Source organism: Methylophaga sp. F7, assembly GCF_056863975.1.
Genome location: NZ_CM166511.1, coordinates 2457181 through 2477133 on the forward strand (window position 1 = coordinate 2457181; position 19953 = coordinate 2477133).

20 protein-coding genes are annotated in these 19953 nt (G+C 43.8%); 7 read left to right on the forward strand and 13 right to left on the reverse strand.

The features are described 5' to 3' along the window. Positions 1-99 precede the first annotated feature (99 nt). The 3 genes from AC08OG_RS12325 to leuA form a co-directional block, all read right to left on the reverse strand. Complete coding sequence (locus AC08OG_RS12325; RefSeq protein WP_482929636.1) at positions 100-570, reverse strand: LEA/WHy family protein; 471 nt, start codon at positions 568-570, stop codon at positions 100-102. A gap of 131 nt (positions 571-701) precedes the next feature. After that, complete coding sequence (locus AC08OG_RS12330; protein WP_482929637.1) at positions 702-1073, reverse strand: hypothetical protein; 372 nt, start codon at positions 1071-1073, stop codon at positions 702-704. A gap of 239 nt (positions 1074-1312) precedes the next feature. Further along, positions 1313-2989: a 2-isopropylmalate synthase gene (leuA, locus tag AC08OG_RS12335; protein ID WP_482929638.1), complete on the reverse strand. Its 1677-nt coding sequence runs from the start codon at positions 2987-2989 to the stop codon at positions 1313-1315. Between the two features lie 332 nt (positions 2990-3321). Between leuA and AC08OG_RS12340 the strand changes: the two genes are divergently transcribed. Beyond that, positions 3322-3792 (forward strand): Lrp/AsnC family transcriptional regulator, encoded by a 471-nt coding sequence (locus AC08OG_RS12340; RefSeq protein WP_292353609.1) that lies wholly within the window; start codon positions 3322-3324, stop codon positions 3790-3792. Positions 3793-3816: 24 nt separating this feature from the next. On the opposite strand, the gene AC08OG_RS12345 is transcribed toward AC08OG_RS12340, so the two are convergent. The 6 genes from AC08OG_RS12345 to AC08OG_RS12370 all read right to left on the reverse strand — a co-directional run bounded on the left by AC08OG_RS12345 (position 3817) and on the right by AC08OG_RS12370 (position 9339). Beyond that, entirely contained in the window at positions 3817-4179 is a 363-nt protein-coding gene (locus tag AC08OG_RS12345; RefSeq protein ID WP_482929639.1) for a polyphosphate kinase 2 family protein, read from the reverse strand. Then, positions 4068-4691: a polyphosphate kinase 2 family protein gene (locus tag AC08OG_RS12350; RefSeq protein WP_482929640.1), complete on the reverse strand. Its 624-nt coding sequence runs from the start codon at positions 4689-4691 to the stop codon at positions 4068-4070. The genes AC08OG_RS12345 and AC08OG_RS12350 overlap by 112 nt, the downstream gene beginning before the upstream one ends. Before the next feature lie 78 nt (positions 4692-4769). After that, a complete protein-coding gene (gene egtD, locus AC08OG_RS12355; RefSeq protein WP_292353607.1) occupies positions 4770-5783 on the reverse strand; it encodes an L-histidine N(alpha)-methyltransferase in 1014 nt (337 codons plus the stop codon). Beyond that, positions 5783-7093, reverse strand: a complete 1311-nt coding sequence (egtB, locus tag AC08OG_RS12360; RefSeq protein WP_482929641.1) for an ergothioneine biosynthesis protein EgtB — start codon at positions 7091-7093, stop codon at positions 5783-5785. The genes egtD and egtB overlap by 1 nt, the downstream gene beginning before the upstream one ends. Before the next feature lie 298 nt (positions 7094-7391). Next, entirely contained in the window at positions 7392-8246 is an 855-nt protein-coding gene (locus AC08OG_RS12365) for a hypothetical protein (protein ID WP_482929642.1), read from the reverse strand. 370 nt (positions 8247-8616) lie between these two features. Beyond that, positions 8617-9339, reverse strand: a complete 723-nt coding sequence (locus AC08OG_RS12370; protein WP_482929643.1) for a ZIP family metal transporter — start codon at positions 9337-9339, stop codon at positions 8617-8619. Positions 9340-9714: 375 nt separating this feature from the next. On the opposite strand from AC08OG_RS12370, the gene AC08OG_RS12375 reads away from it, so the two are divergent. Both AC08OG_RS12375 and AC08OG_RS12380 read left to right on the forward strand, forming a co-directional pair. Further along, positions 9715-10779, forward strand: coding sequence for a Vgb family protein (locus tag AC08OG_RS12375; protein ID WP_482929644.1), 1065 nt, complete (start codon positions 9715-9717; stop codon positions 10777-10779). Positions 10780-10864: 85 nt separating this feature from the next. Continuing rightward, a complete protein-coding gene (locus AC08OG_RS12380; RefSeq protein WP_482929645.1) occupies positions 10865-11548 on the forward strand; it encodes a TVP38/TMEM64 family protein in 684 nt (227 codons plus the stop codon). Here AC08OG_RS12380 and AC08OG_RS12385 read toward each other — a convergent pair. From AC08OG_RS12385 to AC08OG_RS12395, 3 genes are all read right to left on the reverse strand, one after another. Beyond that, positions 11545-13767, reverse strand: coding sequence for a glycosyltransferase (locus tag AC08OG_RS12385; protein WP_482929646.1), 2223 nt, complete (start codon positions 13765-13767; stop codon positions 11545-11547). The two genes, AC08OG_RS12380 and AC08OG_RS12385, sit on opposite strands and share 4 nt — an antisense overlap. Positions 13768-13857: 90 nt before the next feature. Continuing rightward, positions 13858-14457, reverse strand: coding sequence for an exopolysaccharide biosynthesis protein (locus AC08OG_RS12390; RefSeq protein WP_482929647.1), 600 nt, complete (start codon positions 14455-14457; stop codon positions 13858-13860). 14 nt (positions 14458-14471) lie between these two features. After that, complete coding sequence (locus tag AC08OG_RS12395) at positions 14472-15425, reverse strand: arsenic resistance protein (protein WP_292353599.1); 954 nt, start codon at positions 15423-15425, stop codon at positions 14472-14474. Between the two features lie 131 nt (positions 15426-15556). Between AC08OG_RS12395 and AC08OG_RS12400 the strand changes: the two genes are divergently transcribed. Continuing rightward, positions 15557-15814, forward strand: a complete 258-nt coding sequence (locus AC08OG_RS12400) for a hypothetical protein (protein ID WP_292353598.1) — start codon at positions 15557-15559, stop codon at positions 15812-15814. Positions 15815-15848: 34 nt separating this feature from the next. Here the strand turns inward: AC08OG_RS12400 and AC08OG_RS12405 are convergent, their stop codons facing one another. Further along, positions 15849-16736 (reverse strand): mechanosensitive ion channel domain-containing protein, encoded by an 888-nt coding sequence (locus tag AC08OG_RS12405; RefSeq protein ID WP_292353597.1) that lies wholly within the window; start codon positions 16734-16736, stop codon positions 15849-15851. A gap of 325 nt (positions 16737-17061) precedes the next feature. Here AC08OG_RS12405 and AC08OG_RS12410 point away from each other — a divergent pair, with 325 nt between their 5' ends. The 3 genes from AC08OG_RS12410 to AC08OG_RS12420 all read left to right on the forward strand — a co-directional run bounded on the left by AC08OG_RS12410 (position 17062) and on the right by AC08OG_RS12420 (position 19951). Beyond that, entirely contained in the window at positions 17062-18471 is a 1410-nt protein-coding gene (locus AC08OG_RS12410; RefSeq protein WP_292353596.1) for a PhoH family protein, read from the forward strand. A 134-nt stretch (positions 18472-18605) separates the two neighbouring features. Then, positions 18606-19205 (forward strand): PilZ domain-containing protein, encoded by a 600-nt coding sequence (locus AC08OG_RS12415; protein ID WP_292400200.1) that lies wholly within the window; start codon positions 18606-18608, stop codon positions 19203-19205. Between the two features lie 86 nt (positions 19206-19291). Beyond that, positions 19292-19951, forward strand: coding sequence for a glutathione S-transferase (locus AC08OG_RS12420; RefSeq protein ID WP_292400203.1), 660 nt, complete (start codon positions 19292-19294; stop codon positions 19949-19951). Positions 19952-19953 lie beyond the last annotated feature (2 nt).

The window sequence follows — 19953 nt, forward strand, 5'->3', positions numbered from 1 at the left end:
CTTTTGTAGGCAGACTACACTGCGTGCTTTCCGCCTTGTCGGACACAAAAATAGCCTCCAGCAGTGGTGGATATGAAAGAACAACAGCCCTGGCAAAAACTAATTTCCCGCAGTGTTCGACAAGTCAAACTGGCCGCTCTCTTCTATGTTTAGATAAGGCACGAACCTTCCCATATCCAGTTTTGCCTTGAAGCGGTAATCAAGGCTTTTTGCCTGCCCTGAAAACAATCGATTCAGTAAGCGGGCGCTACCCAGTAAATCTGGACTGGCTTCAATGGTAAAATCAGCCATACCATAGGCTGGAACACGCGGTAAATCCGGTGTCGCACCGCTTAAAACCCGATTATTTTCCACTTCAACAGAATAACTCATGCCTTGCAACGGTAAGGCATTCCGGTTTGGATTAATGATCTGCAATCCAATAATAAATCTCGGCGCCAGACCATTCGATTCAGGTGCAAATGAAAATGAGGTGATATTGACCTGTGGCTGTTCATAGTTGGGCGACCAACTGGCACAACCAGATAAGAAAGCTATGGTTATCAGACAAACCGTTCTTAGCAGTGACATATCATTTCCATTCTGGCGTTAAAAAGTAAGTCTAAACCATACAGATATTATTGGTTCAAACAAAAAAGCGACAGACCATTGAGCTTACTCAACAGAACTGCCGCTTGATTAAAAATGGACTGATAAAAGTGTTATTGCCCGCGCTTCTGAACAGGTTCTACCTCATCCATTTCATGAGCAGGATGCATCGCATTATCTTCTTCTACAGCATTTAAACGATTTTCCTGATACGCATCTTTAGATTCTTTATTAATACGTTCAGCAGACTCGCCCATATCATGGGCTGGATGATTACCATCCGACGATTTATCTGCCGAACTATTGGCGGCTTTATCTTTTTCCCATTGATAATCGGCCTGCTGATCTATTTCCGCAGCTGTCGGCGAGACGGAGTTATCCATTTTATGAGCAGGATGCTTGCTAGTATTTTCATTGGCAGAAAACGCAGAGGTGCTGGCAAAAAGAGTTGTCAGGGCGACTGTGTAAAAACATTGTTTTAACATGGCGGCCTCCTTTTATAGTGGTTAAAAACAGCTTAAATAAAATGGCTGCTAACCATTTACTGTTACATACACCCTAACGAATATCACCACTCACATCAAACTGACGAAAAATATAACAAAACCCTTTTAAATCAACATCCTATCTGCTAATTTAGGCCAAATTCAGTATTCTAACCATAGATAAGGTGAAAAACTTCCTTACCTTTGCTTATCAACCATTTTTCATTACTTTCAATGCATTATGCTGCTTCACGCTGCATTGTGAGAAAACGATTTACCCCATTGATTAGCGCTTTAATGGCGGCCCGGCTGATATTTTTATCCTGTCCGACACCAAATACCGGTTGAGCATTACCCACTTTCATTTCAACATAACTCACCGCTATGGCTTCTGAACCGCTTCCAATGCCGTGTTCATGGTAATCAACAACAGAAATATCCTGCTGAATATGTTCAGACAAGGCCTTTGCAACCGCATCGACTGGTCCGGTCCCTTTGGCCTGAAGCGTGAAGGGTGTTGTCCCGTGATCCAATTGAATCTCAGCGCTGGCAATATCTTGTGAATCATCCACTACGCTACTGCTTCTGAAACGGTAAGGCGTGTTGACAGCGAGATAAGCTTCATCAAACAATTGCGCTATAGTTGCAGCATTAATTTCCTTGCCACTACTGTCACTGTGTTGTTGCACAATTTTACTGAATTCAATCTGCAAGCGACGCGGCAACTCAAATCCAGCATTTTGTTGTAACAGGAAGCTCACCCCGCCTTTACCCGATTGGCTATTCACCCTGACCACCGCATCGTAACTTCGATGTAAATCCGCCGGATCAATTGGCAAATACGGTACTTCCCAGAAACCTTCCGGATCCTGTTTGGCCAAGCCTTTTTTAATGGCATCCTGATGGGATCCCGAAAACGCGGTAAACACCAATTCACCGGCATAGGGATGACGAGGATGCACCGGTAACTGGGTGCACTCTTCGGCCAATTGACGAACCTGATCTATCTGGCTGAAATCCAAACCGGGATGGATACCTTGAGAATATAAATTCAACGCCAGCGTTACCAAATCGACATTGCCGGTACGCTCGCCATTACCAAACAAACAGCCTTCCACCCGATCAGCGCCAGCCATCACTGCCAACTCAGCAGCTGCAACAGCAGTACCGCGATCATTATGCGGGTGCACACTAAGAATAATGCTGTCTCGATTGTTTAAATTACGATGCATCCATTCAATCTGGTCGGCATAGGTATTGGGTGTCGACATTTCAACCGTTGCCGGCAAATTGAATATCATCTTTTTCTCTGGCGTTGGCTGCCAGATGGCTGACACGGCATCACAAACTTCTTTGGCAAAATCCACCTCCGTGCTGGAGAACACTTCAGGTGAATATTGGTAAACCCATTCGGTTTCCGGGTGTTGTTCTGTTAACGCCTTAACCCAGCGCGTGCCGCGTTCGGCAATCTCTTTCACGCCGGCTTTATCGGTGTTGTAAACGATTTTGCGAAACGCCGGAGCAATCGGATTGTACATATGTAAAATGGCCCGACGAGCCCCTTTAAGTGACTCTACAGTGCGTTCAATTAAATCCTGACGGGCCTGGGTCAATACTTCAATAGTGACATCCTCCGGGATCACATTTTCTTCGATCAGACGACGGACCAGATTAAAGTCAGTTTCCGAGGCAGACGGAAATCCGACCTCGATTTCCTTAAAGCCCATTTCCACCAAGGCTTTGAAATAACGCATTTTGGTTTCGATCGACATCGGATCAATCAATGCCTGATTGCCATCACGCAGATCGGTGCTCATCCAGATAGGCGGCTTTTCAATCACCTGATTCGGCCATTGGCGATCCGGTAATTGAATTGGCTCAAAGCGACGATATTTTTGAGCGGGATTGGCAATCATCTTCTGACTCCTGAGTCTGGATAAGCAAAATAGAGTGCCTGAGAGCGTAGTTTTTTTAGGGACGCTTCCGGCAGGTTTATTTAACAAGGATTGGAGGGTAACCAATCTTTTTCAGTTTCCGCCATTCACTTGTGATGAACTTGAGAGAACTGCGTTAAACAAAGCTTGTGGCTCATAACACTACCGGTTCAGGCATGTGGAATAGTATAAAGAGACAGCTGCAGAATTAAATTGCTAAAGTTTCATGAAAACGTCACTAATGCAAACATAATTGCTGATAAAGTTAATTTTTAAGCATAAAATGCTTTTAATGTATTTTATTGGAGTAAATCATGACTGAAAAACTGGATCGATATGATCATATGATTCTCGATATTCTGCAAAAGCAGGGCCGCATTTCCAATCAGGAACTGGCCGAAGCGATTAACCTATCTCCCTCCCCTACACTTCGACGTGTCAAACAGATGGAAGAGAATGGTTTGATCGATGGTTATGTGGCGTTATTAAATGCACGTAAGCTTGGGCTGACACTGATGGCTTTTATCGGCATTAGTATGGATAAACATACCCCGGAACGCTTTAGTGGTCTGGAAGAAAAGCTCGCCAGTTACCCGGAAGTATTGGAATGTCACTTGATTACCGGTCAATCAGCAGATTACTTGCTCAAAGTGATCGTCAAGGACATGGATGCCTATCAGCAGTTTCTGTTGCAGAAACTCACTCGAATTGAAGGAGTGACCGGTGTGCATACGTCGTTTGTGATGAAATCCCCAATAAAATCGACGGCATTACCATTAGATTAATGCTCCGTTCAGGTCGCTTTACTGTCAGGATTTCTCTAAATGCTCACGAATAGACTGTAATTCAAGTCGATGGGCATCAGTCGCCTGAGGATAGGCCAATGGCAACGCACTCAATGTGTTTAAAAAGATTTCCGAAATAATTAACCGGGCATTCTTTTTATCATCGGCAGGGATGATGTACCACGGTGCCTCTTTCGTTGTTGAAGCATTAATGCACTCTTCGTACGCTTTGGTATAGTCATCCCAGAATTCACGTTGTTCAATATCTGCAGTAGTCAGTTTCCAGTTTTTATCGGGGTCATCGATTCTCTGCATAAAACGTCTGGCCTGCTCATCTTTGGATTGATGTAAAAAGAACTTAATGATTCGGGTGCCACTTCGATGCAAATGTGCTTCATGTTCCAGAATGGAACGGTAACGGTTCTGCCAGAAGCTTTTTTGGGGGGCAGTTTATCGGGTAAGCGCTGTGACACCAGAAACTCAGGATGCACTTTAACAATCAGCACCTCTTCATAATAGGAGCGATTAAAAATACCGATCCGTCCCCGTTCAGGCAGGCAACGTGCCGTTCGCCACAGAAAATCATGTTCCAGTTCGTTTGCACTGGGCTGTTTAAAGCTGAATACCTGAAAACCCTGTGGATTAATACCTGACATCACATGCCGTATAGCGCCATCCTTTCCCGCGGCATCCATGCCCTGAAAAATCAGCAGTATCGAATAATGATTATCGGCATAAAGCATATGCTGCAACTCACTTAATGCCTCAACATTCTGTTTCAGTATTTTTTGGTAGTGTTTTTTTGAGGTATATAAAGGATCAATCAGAGTAGGCCATTTCTTCAGATTAATCTTGCTGTCTGGCAAGGCCTGAAAATCGCTGATATTGAGCTTCATCATTATTGCCTTTGAAGGTATGAATCTGTCGGGATGTATTTTCGCTTATTAGACGCTTGAAAATCTCAAAGGACAAATTTCCTATAATGATGATTCGGGGAAATCCTTATTAACCTGCCAAAGCCCATCAGCAAAATAGCCTTGGGAATCTTGCCAGTTTTTCAACACATTAAAGCCGGTTTCATTGGCCATTTTATGCATATCTGATAGCAGGTATTTATGTGACAGCTCAAGATGGATGGCTTCATAGGGGTTAAATTCAAAGGTTTTCTCCAGCGCCCCGATATGTACTTCCTGTTGCTCCAGCGAGACTAAATAACTCTCCATCGCCCCATGCCGCGGATTATACATTCCATGATGCGAAAATCGGTTTAAATCAAACTCACCATCCAGCTCATTATTAATACGGGTTAATACATTCAAATTAAAAGCGCGGGTAATGCCTTTTTTGTCGTTATAAGCTCGGGTTAGTACATCAATATCTTTTTTCAGATCAAAACCAATTAACAATAAATCATTATGATTCAGACACTTCCAGATACTGTGTAAAAACCGTTTGGCACTTGGAAAGTCAAAGTTGCCGATATTGGAGCCCAGCAACAGCACCAGTTTGCGACTGTCAGATGTGTTTTCAAGGTGGCGGATACTGGCAAAATAATCACCGACAATACCGTGAGTAGTTAGCGTCGGATGAGATTGATTTAATGAACTGATCAGATCTGCCATCGCCGATTCAGAAATATCGATGGGTATGTAAGAAAACGCATCAGTGGATTCTAATAGTTTGCTCAGCAAAACTTTAGTCTTACAGCCATCCCCGGCGCCCAACTCGACAATTTCAAATGGCTTATCCTGGATAAATCCAGCAAGTTCAGATCCAACCTTACTAAGGATTTCAAATTCACAACGTGTTGGATAATATTCCTCCAACTCGGTGATCTGTTCAAATAACTTACTGCCTTTGGCATCATAAAAATATTTACTTGGCAGATATTTGGTGGGTGCTGAGAATCCCATTAAAACATCAAAAGCAAATTGCTCTTTAAGGGCATCTTGCGTTTGATTTCGAATTGAATCCAGAACCAGATAGGTCATTACAAATCCTTTGCCAAACGAATACCGGTAAAAGCCCAGCGATCATATGGGCGGTAAAAATTTCGATAACTGGCACGCATGTGATGTTTAGGCGTTGCCACACAACCACCTTTCAAAACATACTGATTCGCCATGAACTTACCGTTATATTCGCCGAGCGACGTATTAGATGTTCTGTATCCAGGATAGGGTGAATAAGCACTGTTAGTCCATTGCCAGAGCAGACCAGTATCAAATTCATCACATGCCCTGTCAGGAGAAGGATAAATTGATTGTTCCGGATCCCAGAAAGCGTTTTCAGCCTCAAACAACTGTCTGTTACGAGAAGTATACGACTCCAGTTCAAACTCAGTAGGCAGTCGTGCCCCCATCCATCGCGCATAGGCATCGGCTTCATAAAAACTGATATGACTCACCGGTAAATTCGGGTTTAAAGGTTGCAGACCGCGGAGATGATATTCATCCCAGTGATGGTTTTGTTTACGCCAGTATAGCGGATGGGTCATTTGGTTTTGCTGCACCCAGTCCCAGCCATCACTTAACCATAACTCTGGACGACGATAGCCACCATCGGTCATAAAATCCATATATTCGCCATTGTTAATCAGCCGATCAGCCAACTGAAAACCACTAATCCAGCGCCGATGGCGGGGACGTTCATTGTCATAGGAGAACTCATCCAAACGCGCACCAAACAGAGAGATATTTTCTGTCCATTCCAACCAGCCCAGGGCTCTGGCAGGTAATAAAATATCATCGGCATCAGCAGTCTGTTCATAGGCAGCAGGCCAAGGCTGATTACCCAGAATGAATTTGATATCCATTAACAACAATTCCTGATGCTGCTGCTCGTGTTGTATTCCGGTGGCAATTATTTCCAGTTGTTGTTCAGACAGAGCGTGCGATTCAAAAAGCTCAACAATCGCCTCGGTAATCTGCTGTCGATAAAGCATGATTTCTTTCACTGTCGGCCGAGACAGTTGACCACGATTGGACTGCTGCCAATGGGCACCCTGACTTTTGTAATACGAGTTGAATAAAAAATGATATTGAGGCGATTTGCTGGTTTGCGCTAGCTGAAGTGGTGCTAAAACAAAACAATCAAAAAACCAGGATGTATGGGCCAAATGCCATTTTGGTGGACTGACATAAGCGGCTGGCTGTACGACCAGATCTTCAATTTCCAAATTGGCACAAATCTTTTCCGTTTGTTGGCGGACTTCTATAAACGCTTCCTGTAAAGAAGTTTCGAGTTCTTCATTTACTTGCCCAAATACAGTTGGGTCTATTGCACTATTTTTTCTTGTCATTGATTCAACTCCATATTGGGTTTTATCAACCACCTGACCTTTTTAAGTCGCGATAAGCTGGTTAACTTAAGAGCCGAAGAGCTCAATAGCAAACACCTGCGGCTTGCATCGGCGATAAACCTTGTTCATTTAGAACTGTTAGCAGAGTCGTATTAGCGACTCCGCTAACTTTTTTGCTGTTAAATTTAAAGCAGGATCGCCAATAAAATAATGATGGGAATTGGCACACCTAAAAACCATAAAAGAATGGATCGCATGTTATTTCTCCTTAAAAATATTTGTCATCATGCCACTACAATTAATGAATGATGGAATCGCGTTGGCGACCACCAACTGTCGCCATAAAGCTGGCGATATATGCGCCAATCAATAACGCGACAAATATCCATAATGATGCGAAGGTAGCGCCTTCCAAAGCAGTATCGGCTGCTTCACGAGCAGTCTGCTCAGCATCCGCTAACGCTTGCTCTGCACGTTCGATGACATTATCAACACGTTGCTCTGCTTCGGATTCATCTAATTCGGTATAGTTCGCCACCAATCCAACGACATATTGTTTATCTTCTTCGTTTAGCTCGCCGTCACGCAAGGCTTGAACCAATATGGTGGATAATTCATCACGAACATTGCCATCAGCACGTTGAGCAATTTCAGTCCCTGGCGCTGTACGTAATAGTGCATCGGTAAAATAATCAGAGGATTCAGATGCCGCTTCACTAATGGCAGGGGTTACTGAAGATGCGCCTTGTACCAGAGAGGCACCTGCCTTGGTTGTACCACTGATAACAGCACCCACACTTGAGAGAATTAAAAGTGCGACCAACAGCGTTGCCACAGCCCAACTGATCAGGCCGTGCGCGGTATCACGAAAATAAATTTCATCAATATTGATATCAGTCCATCGGGTTCGGAGTCGTCCAGCGATATAGCCACCTAAACCTGCTGCCACAATTTGTGTGATGGTTAACCAGGTAATGGTCGACCATCCAATGGTTTCCATTGTGACGCCTTCATTCTGCCAAGGTGAAATAACTGAAAAGCCCAGACCGAAACCAAGTATTAACATGATTAACGTCATGGCCGCTGCACTGACAGCACCAGCGAAAATGGCTGCCCATGACACGCTGCTATTATTTGCTGAGAGAGTTTCCATATTGCGTTCCTTATAATTAGCTTTCAAATCCGGATTTGTTTTTTGTAAGTAAAGTATTTTGGTATGACTACCAGGGAAATATCGTTTACGTATGTGGCCGGATTTAATCCCGGCCTAGGGGCTGTTGATCTTTCAGAGGCGGCTATGAAAGATCAACAGCCACTGATGAATAAATCAGAATCCCAACGGATACTTCTCGCCATGTACCAACATGGAAAAAAACACCGTAGTGCCTACGTTGAAATGACTGTTTATGACACTAGTGAGTTTAAGGTAGCAAGCTAATCTGCCAACTGATATTACATAGGTTAAAGTTTGAACAAATAGTCACTTGCTATTTTTGATTGAGAAGCAAATTGAATGTAATTACTTAATGCGTTGCCATCAGTAAATGTCCAAACAAGGCCAGACAAAAACCCAATACCGCCCCTAACGGTGGAGCCCAGTGCTTTTCCAATTTCGACTGGGGGGCAATATCCTGAAAAATGAGATATAAAATCCCACCTGAGGCAAACAACATAATGGCACCCAGTAACGATTGATGTTCTGATAAAAACCAATATCCTGCCAACCCAGCAATCGGGCCAAGTATCACTAACCCTGCCATTTTGAGCAGCACGTTATCGTGTTTATTGTGCTGTTTTAGTTCTCGGTAGGCATTAAACCCTTCAGGTAAATTTTGTAACCCGATTAATAATGCCAGCAAAGGCCCGGAGGCAGGATTTAAGGCCATCAAACCTCCCAGCGCGATAGCCTCAGGAATGTAATCCAATATCATGCCCATAAGTTGAGGAGATTCGTTATTATGGCTTCCCATTAACCGTTCCACACCGAAAAAAATCAGGCCACCTGACAAAATAACCGGAATACTCCAGAGCGAGTCATGCATATTATTGATACCTTCCGGGACCAGCACTATCGTTACTGCGCCCAATAAAATCCCACCACCGAAAGCAATGATGAAATGTCTTAATTCTCTTTCCAGCCACTGAGAATGCACCCGCTCAAATGAGGCAACCCAGCCACCTATCGGAATACAAATTCCTGCAGCGGTTGTCAGTAAAATAATTTTCAACACGGATTCACTATCCATTTTTTCCTCTTTCTTCTAGGGCTTGTTTATCTTTCATTTCCGCCTCTGTTGTGAGCTGAAAAAGCGTCAATCAAGGCACGAGGAGCGCTTTTTAGTTGTTCTAAATAAGTGACGAGCAACGCAGAGTGGCGCTTTTTCAGTCACCCCCCGAAGGGCTGGGACTATTTTTGCGCCCGCCTGCGTTGTCAATCACTTATGTAGGAAGGCTACACGGCGTGCTTTCCGCCTTGTCGGACACAAAAATAGCCGCCAGCAGTGGTGGATATGAGAGATAAACAAGCCCTAGGGCTTCTTTATCTTTAGTTCACCAGCACTTTTGGGTTTCTCTATAGTCAACACCTTACTGATTCCCAAAAGCAACCCTGTAGGGTAAATATGACAAGTACTAAACCGTTCTCTGCTAAACATTTTATTCAGACCAGTTGCCTATTCGTCTTCAGCTGCATGCTGTTCATCAGTCACGCTACAGCTGATAAATCTAAAAGTGAAAACAAGGCGAGTCCTGACAAAATGGTCTCTCTGGAATTCACCGAATGGAAAGTCGAATGGCAAAACAGCCGACCTCGTGATCCCTATATCAGTCCGGATGGTCAGGTCTGGTTTGTAGGTCAGGTAGGAGATTATATTGCGAGGCTGGATCCCCAGTCAGGCGATATGCAACGCTATGCTATTCCCGAAGCCGGCCCACATACAGTCATTGTCGATGACGAGGGTTATCCATGGTATGCAGGTAATAAAGACCAACATATTGGCCGCCTTGATCCTGAAACTGGCAATGTGACTCGTTTTGAGATGCCCGAGGGCGTCAATGATCCTCATACAATGGCCTGGACATCGGACGGAAATATCTGGTTCACCGTACAGCGTTCGGGAAAAGCCGGTTTTATTGGAAAATTGGCTACTGATTCGGGTGAAGTGCAAATCGTTGAGGTACCAGGGAACCACATGCGTCCTTATGGACTGGTGGTCGATAATCAGGATCGTCCCTGGATTGCCTTTATGGGCAGCAACGCGATTGGCACAATTGATCCAGATTCAATGCAATTGGAAATCATCTCCACTCCACGCGAAGAAAGCATTATTCGCAGGATCGGACTGACGTCCGATAACCGGGTCTGGTGGGTAGATGCAGGTATGGGCTATCTCGGTGTTTATAATCCGCAGGATAAATCCATGCAGCAATGGCAGACCCCGGGTGGTGAAGCCGCCGGATTATATGCCATGGCTGTCGATAGTCAGGATCGTATATGGTATGTCGAAACAGGGCTGCAGCCAAATCGTTTTATCGGTTTTGATAGCAAAAAAGAACAATTTATTGCAATAGATGAAGTACCATCTGGTGGATTAACAGTCAGAAATATGGTGTTCGATGATGGTACCAACGCCTTATGGTTTGGCACTGACGCCAATACCATTGGCCGAGCAGTAGTTCCAGACTAAAGCTGAAATGCATTACTACCAAGACCTAAGACCATTTCAATATCAAAACTTAATACTTTAATTCGATAAAAAGTAAGGAACCAACGTGCCTCGTCCAGTGATTCAGCTTTTGCTATTTGCAGGCCTAATGATAATGTTAGCTTTGTCCTGGCGCTACTTAATTGAGAGCGGTTTTATCACCACTTCAAGAATCGAAAAGCTATTAACTCATGTAGCCCAAATCAAACACGTCCCTTGGTTATTTCCAGCCATTCTTCTAAGTTATTTATTACTACTGACGGTCATGTTCCCGTTAACCATACTGGTCGTTGTGACTGGTTTTTTGTTCAGTCCTTGGTGGGCGATTTTTTACGCAACAGTAGCGACTTTATGTTCCTCTGCATTGAGTTATTGGATTGGTCATGTGCTAGGACGCAGCACCATTGAAAAACATAGCAGCCATTACCTGCGTGTTGTAAGTCGGTTTATGCAGGAAAATAGTGTTCATAGCATGGTGGTTATTAATTTACTACCTATCGCACCGTTTACCATGACTAATATGATGGCTGGAGCATTCCAGCTAAAATTTTCTCGCTATATGATTGGTTCTGCGATTGGCATCATCCCTGGTCTCATAGTAGTCACCCTTCTGGGGGGACAATTAAATAAAATTGTTTCGGCTACCGATAACCAACAATTTTGGGGCGAACTTGTAATTGCTGTGACCTTAATTAGTGTGTTGATGGCAATTATTCGTTGGGTAAAGAAAAAAGAACATGTTGATGATTAGTGTCGTTCTTGCTGGGCATGCGTAGCTAAAATTTCGCTGTAAAACAAATCGATTTTTTCAGCATATTCGCCGATATCGTGTTGTTTGGCGAAAATGATCGCATTGTGAGAAAACTGTTCACGCAGAGCTGTATCACTAATTAGATCTGCAAGTTTCTTAGTCCATACCTCAACATCATCCAATGTTTTATACCCGGTTTTACCATGTTCAATCACATCATCAATACCACTGGAACGAATCGCTACAACCGGTAACCCTGCCGACATGGCTTCCAATATAACCATTCCCTGGGTTTCAGATTTTGATGCGAACACAAAAATATCCGCCATCTGATAGTAAGCAGGAATATTATCAGGATTAATTTCACCTATAAGTTGCACTTTTCCTGACAAGGCTTTGTGTACAATACGATTTTCTAGATACTCTCGATCATCACCTTCTCCAACCAGGATCAATTTGACCTCTTGCTGAATAAATCTTGGTAAGGTTTCCAGTGCATCCAGTAAAAATTTGATATTTTTTTCCCTGCCCAACCTTGACACACTGAGGAGGACAATATCATCGTGCTGTAATCCCAGATTTTTTCGCAAACTCTCAGAACCGATAGCATGTGGTTGATTAAATCTGTCAAAATCCACTCCAGTAGGCTGGACACATATCCTTGATTTCACTCCAATCAGACGTAAATATTCTTCTGTAGAAAAGGTGGGTACAATTACCCCGTCACAACGATTGCAGAAACGTCTGATCATGGCATGGGAGATAACATTTCGGAAAAACACCCCTGGCAAAGGCACATAATGGGCGTACATTTCCAAACGAGTGTGATAAGTGTAGACAGTAGGTAAATTGTGTCGCTTTGCCAACCAATGCCCCACCGATCCCAGCCAGAATGGGTGATGCAAATGCACCAGATCTGGTTTAAATTCTCTAAAACGCTTGCGAATAGAAAACTGTAAAGGATTCGTTAAACGAAATTCACGCTTATGACCGAATGCTAGAAGGGTTTTAACACGTTCACATTCAGGCTGTAATTCAGTAACTGCCTCATAATCCGGGGCAAAAACCTGCACCGTGTGATGCAGCATTGTCAAACCGCGAGCCAGACGTTCGATCGACATCGTGACTCCAGAAATAAACGGAAAATAGTTATTAGTAAACATGGCAATACGTTTTGGTTTATCGCGATAGGCACTGTCATCAATATTAAATTGGGTGTAGTAATCACGCTCTTGATAAATAAATTCGCGCAGTTTCAACCCAATCAACACCATCAGGCTTACTACAAACAAAAACCGACCAAAGCTTACATAAATAAATGTATAAATCGCCGACCAAACGCTGTCCAGCGTGTTAAGTATTGAATAGCTACTGATATCCAACCTTACTGGACTTATGCCAATCTCATCACCATTTACAGTCACTTGAACGTAATGATGAAAGCTGTCTTCATCATTTACTATCAAACCGCCTGCCCCCCCTGTTGTGACATAACGCACGCCATTTTTCAGCTGTTGATGAAACAGTGACAAATTGGCTGAAAACACCACATCAACTTTATGTCGCTCGAAAAGTTCTATGAATGCTTTACGGACAATGCTATCACCAAAGTAATTTTCTGATTCAAAAGCTGGAGTTTCCTCCAAAGCCTGATGCAGTGGCAGACCGATAAACACAAATCGGTTAGCTTGTTTAGATGATTCCAGTTCCCGATCCAGCCAATCCAGCTGCCATTGCAAAGGTGAATTTCCGGTGTTATCAACAAATAAGAAATGATTTTCACCAGCAATAAATGAAAAGAAATGTGGCCCTAAATGTTTATAAAACCTGACATCACCAAAATCACTTTCCTCATTTTCTCCGTATGTAAGCAGCCAAGGAATATCCAGTTCATGTAGCAGTTTGAACAATGAACGATAATTTTCTTCTGCCCCACTACTGACGGCATTTCCGGCAGAAATTAGAAAGCGGTTATCAGAAGCATTGATCAAAGGAATGAGCTGTTTTTGAAAAATATGCGTCGAATTATTGATGTTCCCCACCACTGCAAAATTAAACTGCTCCTGTTGAGCAATAGTTTTAATTCTGCTGACTTGCTCGGAATGGAGCGATTTAAAGTCTGTTTCAGATAGATGCAAATAAAACTGATAGCCCACCAGCAGCAGAATCAAAGCCACATTGAGATAATAGATAATTCTTAATTTTGTGCGTCGCTGCATCTTTAGCTCAAACCTTCATGTAATACAGCTATCAAGGAAAATTTGTCTCGCTAAAGCAAAATGAGCAGTCAAAAATCTTATCTGTCCAACTCAAAACAGATTAGCGATGATAAGCCATGCCGTCAGACCAGTCAGAATAAACGAAAATAACGATAGCAACCCATCGCTGGCAATCAGTGCCAGACCAAATGCCACTATTGCAAGACCTCCTGCATTGGCGCTGAAAGGTACGACCTCCATAAACGGTAACATCAATGCGATGAAAATACAGACAATGGCAATGACATATTTGGCTGTTCCATTGACGAAGATCAATAATCTTGGGCGAATCAGTTTATCGATAAAGTGTGCAGGTTTACGTAACCACTCAACCGCTTTGAGTAATTTTTCACTGGGTAAAGCGCGTTGTAATAGCCATTTGGGCAACCAGAAATGTTCCTGACCAATAACTAACTGAACAGCAACTAATAAAATAAACAACCCCATAATAGTGGGAACACCCGGAATATCCCCTATCACTGGTGCCAATATAATCAGGCCTGCCAACAGCAATAACGGTCCAAATGAACGGCGGCCAATCATATCCATAATGCTATCGATGGAAACCTTTTCATTGCGTTTTTGCTCAGCAGCTTCCCCAATGCAGTCAAACAATTGCTCAAGATTGGTTAGTTGTTGATGCTTAGCCATTGATATTTACCTGTCTAAGGAAAAAGCTGCTTCGGTACCCACCATAAAAACACCATCATGCCAATCAACTCGACCAGTGACTGAAACACAATTACCACCACTGCTAGCTCGTAATTCGCTGGTAAAGCCAAAGCCAATGGCAGCATGACAAATGAATTGCGGGTTCCAAAACTAAATGCCAACACTCTACCCTGTGCAGATGACAGATGTAATAACCTCGATAAAACTCTGGCCATCAGAGCGACAATCAGCAGAAATAAAACAAACACCAGCAACAAACCGGGCAGCAGCGCTAACGAACCCAGAACAATTGCCACTTGTGAGCTGGCGATAATAAACATAACCAATGCCAGGACGGTGACGGGGAACCATGCCAGATAGTTTATGAACTGCTCGCCTGATGGATGCTGTTCGGCAAATTTCTGTGTTGCCCAGGCCAATATCAATGGCACGACAATTAAGCCGATAAAAACCCATAGCATCTCACTGTGCGCCAGACTGACAGTGAATTCATTGCCCAGAAAAACATACAGATAAAATGGTAACAATATAACTTGCAACAACAAGCTAATCGGCGCGAAAGTGATGGCCTGCCGGGTATCGCCGCCAGCAAGCTGAGTAAAGGTAATAAACCAGTCGGTACAGGGCACTAATAACACTAGCAAAATTCCCAGCCGTACCGCCGGATCATCTGGAGCCAACATCAACAAACCAGCCACAACAACTGGAATGAACAAAAAATTACCCACTATGGCTGCAATCAAAAACCGGGGATTGAAGGACGTCTCACGCAGATGCGTTAACGATACCTGGGTAAAAGTTGAAAATAACAGCAACCCTAATAATGGCCAGACTAAAACCTCCACATAGCTGCTTAGATGCGGATACATTACACCTGATATCAAGCCCAGTGATATCGCCACCAGATAAATGAACAGCTGATTTTTTTCTAACTGTAGCCGAGTCAAAGCTGAGATTTCCCCAAAGTCGATTAACTGAAGTTAACGCATCATGAAGCTTTATCATTTACTAATAGTGCTAATAAAATAGCAAGCCAGCACGTTAATCAGATCTTTTCCTTCGAACAAGGATCCACTTTATGCAAAATTTTTTTACTAAACCCATTATTGCCATCGTACTTTCGTCAGGTTTTATGACCATGGCGTTTGCTGAGGATGATGGTGAAGGCAAACAAGTCATCATCGACAGTGAAAACGGTAAAGAATCCGTCACTATTGAAGAATCTCAAACCGGCGATCAATCCGGGGCGGGGTCGGCTATCACCGATGATCTTGTCAATGATGAAAGAAGAAATGACGAAGACGACAACACGGATAAACCAAAGTATGAAGAATAGTTGTGTCAGCTATTAGCTGCGATCTGGAGGAAAATTAATTTTCCTCTTTCTCTGCTTCCTCTTCGTCAGTGCTTTTACCTTTACCGGAATAATCTTCCGTAAATACCTCTGAAAGAATCAACTGTTCGATATAACTGCGTTGCGACGCTCTCACCGGAAAACGTACCACCAGATGAATCTCCGCCGCGGTTGGGACTTGAATGGTAACGCGGGGATCCACTGAACTTGCATCCAGTCCCCGTTCATCACTGAGTCTCTGCATATATAACCGGGCATTCTCAAGATAGGGCAGACAGTGCTTGGAAGCAGCTACCAATAAAGCTTGCTGAGCAGCCTGCCACTTATCCGTTCTTTTAAACGGCACCGTGAATACATGCAAAACGTATTGTCGGGTATAGCTTTCATTGATAACGGGTTCTGAGACAAATAAAGCATTGGGAATTACCGCCATACGCCCGGTGCGTTGATGGGTCAATTTACCGGGGCCAACCTCCAGTATAGTAGTGGCCAACAAGGTTTGATCGATAACATCACCACGAAAATCCCTGATTTGAATCCTGTCACCAATATCAAAAGAGCCTGCACCGGTTTTCAGTAGTGATCCTGTCACACAAAGGATCAGTTCTTTAGTCGCCACCACAAATGCCACGGCAATCGCTACAACGGATAACGCCAGGGTTCTGAGCTCTTCTCCCCAGATTAAGATCAATCCCAGAATGAAGATGAGAATAATGCCATTGCGGGTCTGCACCAGCCATTTTCGCCGTAATTCACTGGAGTCGACAGTCCGGCGAATAAATCGCGACGCAAGGGAGTTTAAAACCAGCACCACAAGCAACAGGATAACAGTGCTGCCAAACAAACTGATGATTGGCAAAAAAAACGCAAAGGTTTCCTGTGAAATTCCAAGTTTTTCGTTCATTCAAATAGCCTGTTTCAGATGGCGGGATGCGTTATAACTTGATTTGCTGTAATTAACATTATCGATAAAAATTAGACCTCTCAATAATGAGTTTACATTGGGTCGACAAATAATGTCGCCAGACAAATTGTTCATCCCTTGCTGAAGCTCAATCACTTTTAGCAAAATCATTCGCAATACCTCCATTACAAAGCATTATTTACAGTGGTTTCAATGACCTATTTAGTTTCCCTGTAGAAAACCCTCTGGAGCCTCTTTGCAGATGCGTATTCTTCGATCATAATCAAATGCAGGTACGTCACTATAACAAGAGGATCTCTTCCGAATGATTAAACGACCCGACGCGACAAAACGTCTGTTTGTACTTGATACCAATGTGCTGATGCACGACCCCACTGCTCTCTTCCGTTTTGATGAACATGATATTTTTCTGCCAATGGTGGTGCTCGAAGAGCTCGACAGAGGTAAAAAAGGTCTATCCGAGGTATCACGCAATGTACGCCAGGTCAGTCGTTTTCTGGATGATCTACTGGAACAGGCCGCAGACAACGATGCCATAAACCTGGGCATTCCGTTACCCAGTGTAACCAATAGTGATGTGCCTCAGGCCAGTGGCCGCTTGTTTTTCCAGACCCGACAAATGTCCGGCGAGTTACCTAAAGAGTTACCCGGCCAAATCGCTGATAATGCCATTCTGGCTGTTGCAATCAATCTGCAACAGGCTCAGGTTGATACCAACGTTATTCTGGTTTCCAAAGATATTAATCTGCGTATCAAAGCCACGGTATTAGGTATTTGCGCCGAAGATTATTACAACGATAAAGTGCTGGATGATGTGGATCTGTTATATCGCGGGTCCAGCGAACTTAAAGCCGACTTCTGGGAAGACCTGAACCGCCTCGAATCATGGACGGAAGATGGCCGTACTTTCTATCAAGTGGAAGGCGAAGTCGTCAAAGACTGGTACCCCAACCAATTGATTTATTCACCCGGTGAAGAACGGGCGATTGAAGCAGTAGTGCGTAATAACAATGAAACCACCGCCGATATCGAATTAATCCATGATTATCGCCGGGAAAATCATTCGGTCTGGGGCATTACCGCTCGCAACCGCGAACAGAATTTTGCCTTGAACTTATTAATGGATCCGGAAATCGATTTTGTCACCCTGCTGGGTCAGGCCGGTACCGGTAAAACCCTGCTGACGCTGGCCGCTGCGTTAACCCAATGCATCGAACACAAACGTTATGGTGAGATCATCATGACCCGGGTCACGGTGCCAGTGGGTGAAGATATCGGCTTTCTGCCCGGTACTGAAGAAGAAAAAATGACACCATGGATGGGCGCATTAATGGATAACCTGGAAGTGCTCAACAAAACTGATGGTGGCGACTGGGGTCGTCAGGCAACAAATGATTTACTGCAGCGCTGGATTAAAATTCGCTCATTGAACTTTATGCGTGGCCGTACTTTCCTCAATCGCTTTATCATTATTGATGAAGCGCAGAATCTGACCTCGAAACAAATGAAAACCCTGATTACTAGGGCGGGTCCAGGCACCAAGATTGTCTGCCTGGGTAATATTTCGCAAATTGATACGCCGTATTTGAGTGAGACCACTTCGGGCCTGACTTATGTGGTGGATCATTTTAAAAACTGGCCACATAGCGGGCATATCACCCTGTTGAGAGGGGAACGATCACGTCTGGCTGACTTTGCTTCAGAAAACTTGTAATCTGTTTAACAAAAGTGACATGTACGGCACAGAGAAAATATGCTTTCTGTGCCGTACATGTTTTAAACTGATTCGACTTTTAACAGGTAATGGCAGTGATTCATTAAATGAATCATGGGCAGACAGGAAAGCAAATGATGAACGAAACCACCGCTACAGGCGCCGATCGTCGCGCATTTTTCCGCATTAATGATCGACTTGTCCTGTCCCTCATTCCATTAACTGAAGCAGAAGCAGAACACATTGGTCAGTCTATTATTGATGCCACACCTGAGGCCGGACAGTTGACACAGCAACTTTCAACCATCCAGAAAAGTTTTAATCACCTGACCGATCAAATCGGTCATTCTGACAGAGATATCGCCAGAGCCCTGCGAATGCTTGATGATAAGGTGAATCTGCTGGCTCAGAATGTCCAGTTATTACACACACCGCTAAACCCGGAAACCGCCAATGAAGTGAATCTCAGTGCAGGCGGACTGGCTTTGATGACAGATACCGTATTTGAAGCCCGGTCACCACTCGAAATCAGAATGCAACTATTACCTGGTGGTTTGCATATCCGGGCAATTGCCAAAGTCATTGGCTGTGATCAAATGATTGAAAGTACTGGCGGGAAAAGTTTTTATCTGCGGGTAGCCTTTACCCATATGAGTGAAACCGATCGCAACATTCTGGTCAAACATACGTTAAACCGTCAGGCAGAAGAACTGCGGAACAGCAAACAAGCTTAGCGTTACTGTTCACGCAAATATCTTGTACAACGCACCGCCTGCCTGATGACTGCCTAACAGGCAGCCCAATTTAGCAAGAGCGTGATATGTCAATCAAACGCCCAATTCTCTATAGTTTTCGCCGTTGCCCGTACGCAATGCGTGCGCGTCTGGCCATTGCCATTGCCGGTTGTGAAGTAGAAATACGGGAAGTCGTATTAAAAGATAAACCAGCTGAATTGCTGGAAATCTCACCAAAAGCCACGGTGCCGGTACTGTTGGACAGCAATAATAATGTCATAGAGGAAAGTCTCGACATTATGCTTTGGGCTGCTGCACATCATGCCATATGGCAATCTTTGGATGAACAGCAACGTAAGGAAGCGTTAATGTTAATTGAAGAAAATGACGTCAGTTTCAAACAGATGCTGGATCGCTACAAATACGCCGATCGTTATCCAGAACATAGTGAGCGTTACTACCGCGAACAAGGCGAACAGTTTTTAGCCAAACTGGAAAAGCGTCTCCACCAGCAAACCGGCTTAATGACTGATTCTCTTACGTTAGTAGATTTTGCTCTGTTGCCTTTTATCAGACAATTTGCTCTGGTGGATTGGGAATGGTTTAGCCATGCGAATTATCCAAAACTGCAGAACTGGCTGAATGGCTTTCTTCAGTCCGACCTGTTCAAGCTAGTGATGCATAAATATCCGCAATGGCAGACAGGAGATGAAATCACTGTTTTCCCGGTAACGCAGCAACAATAAAC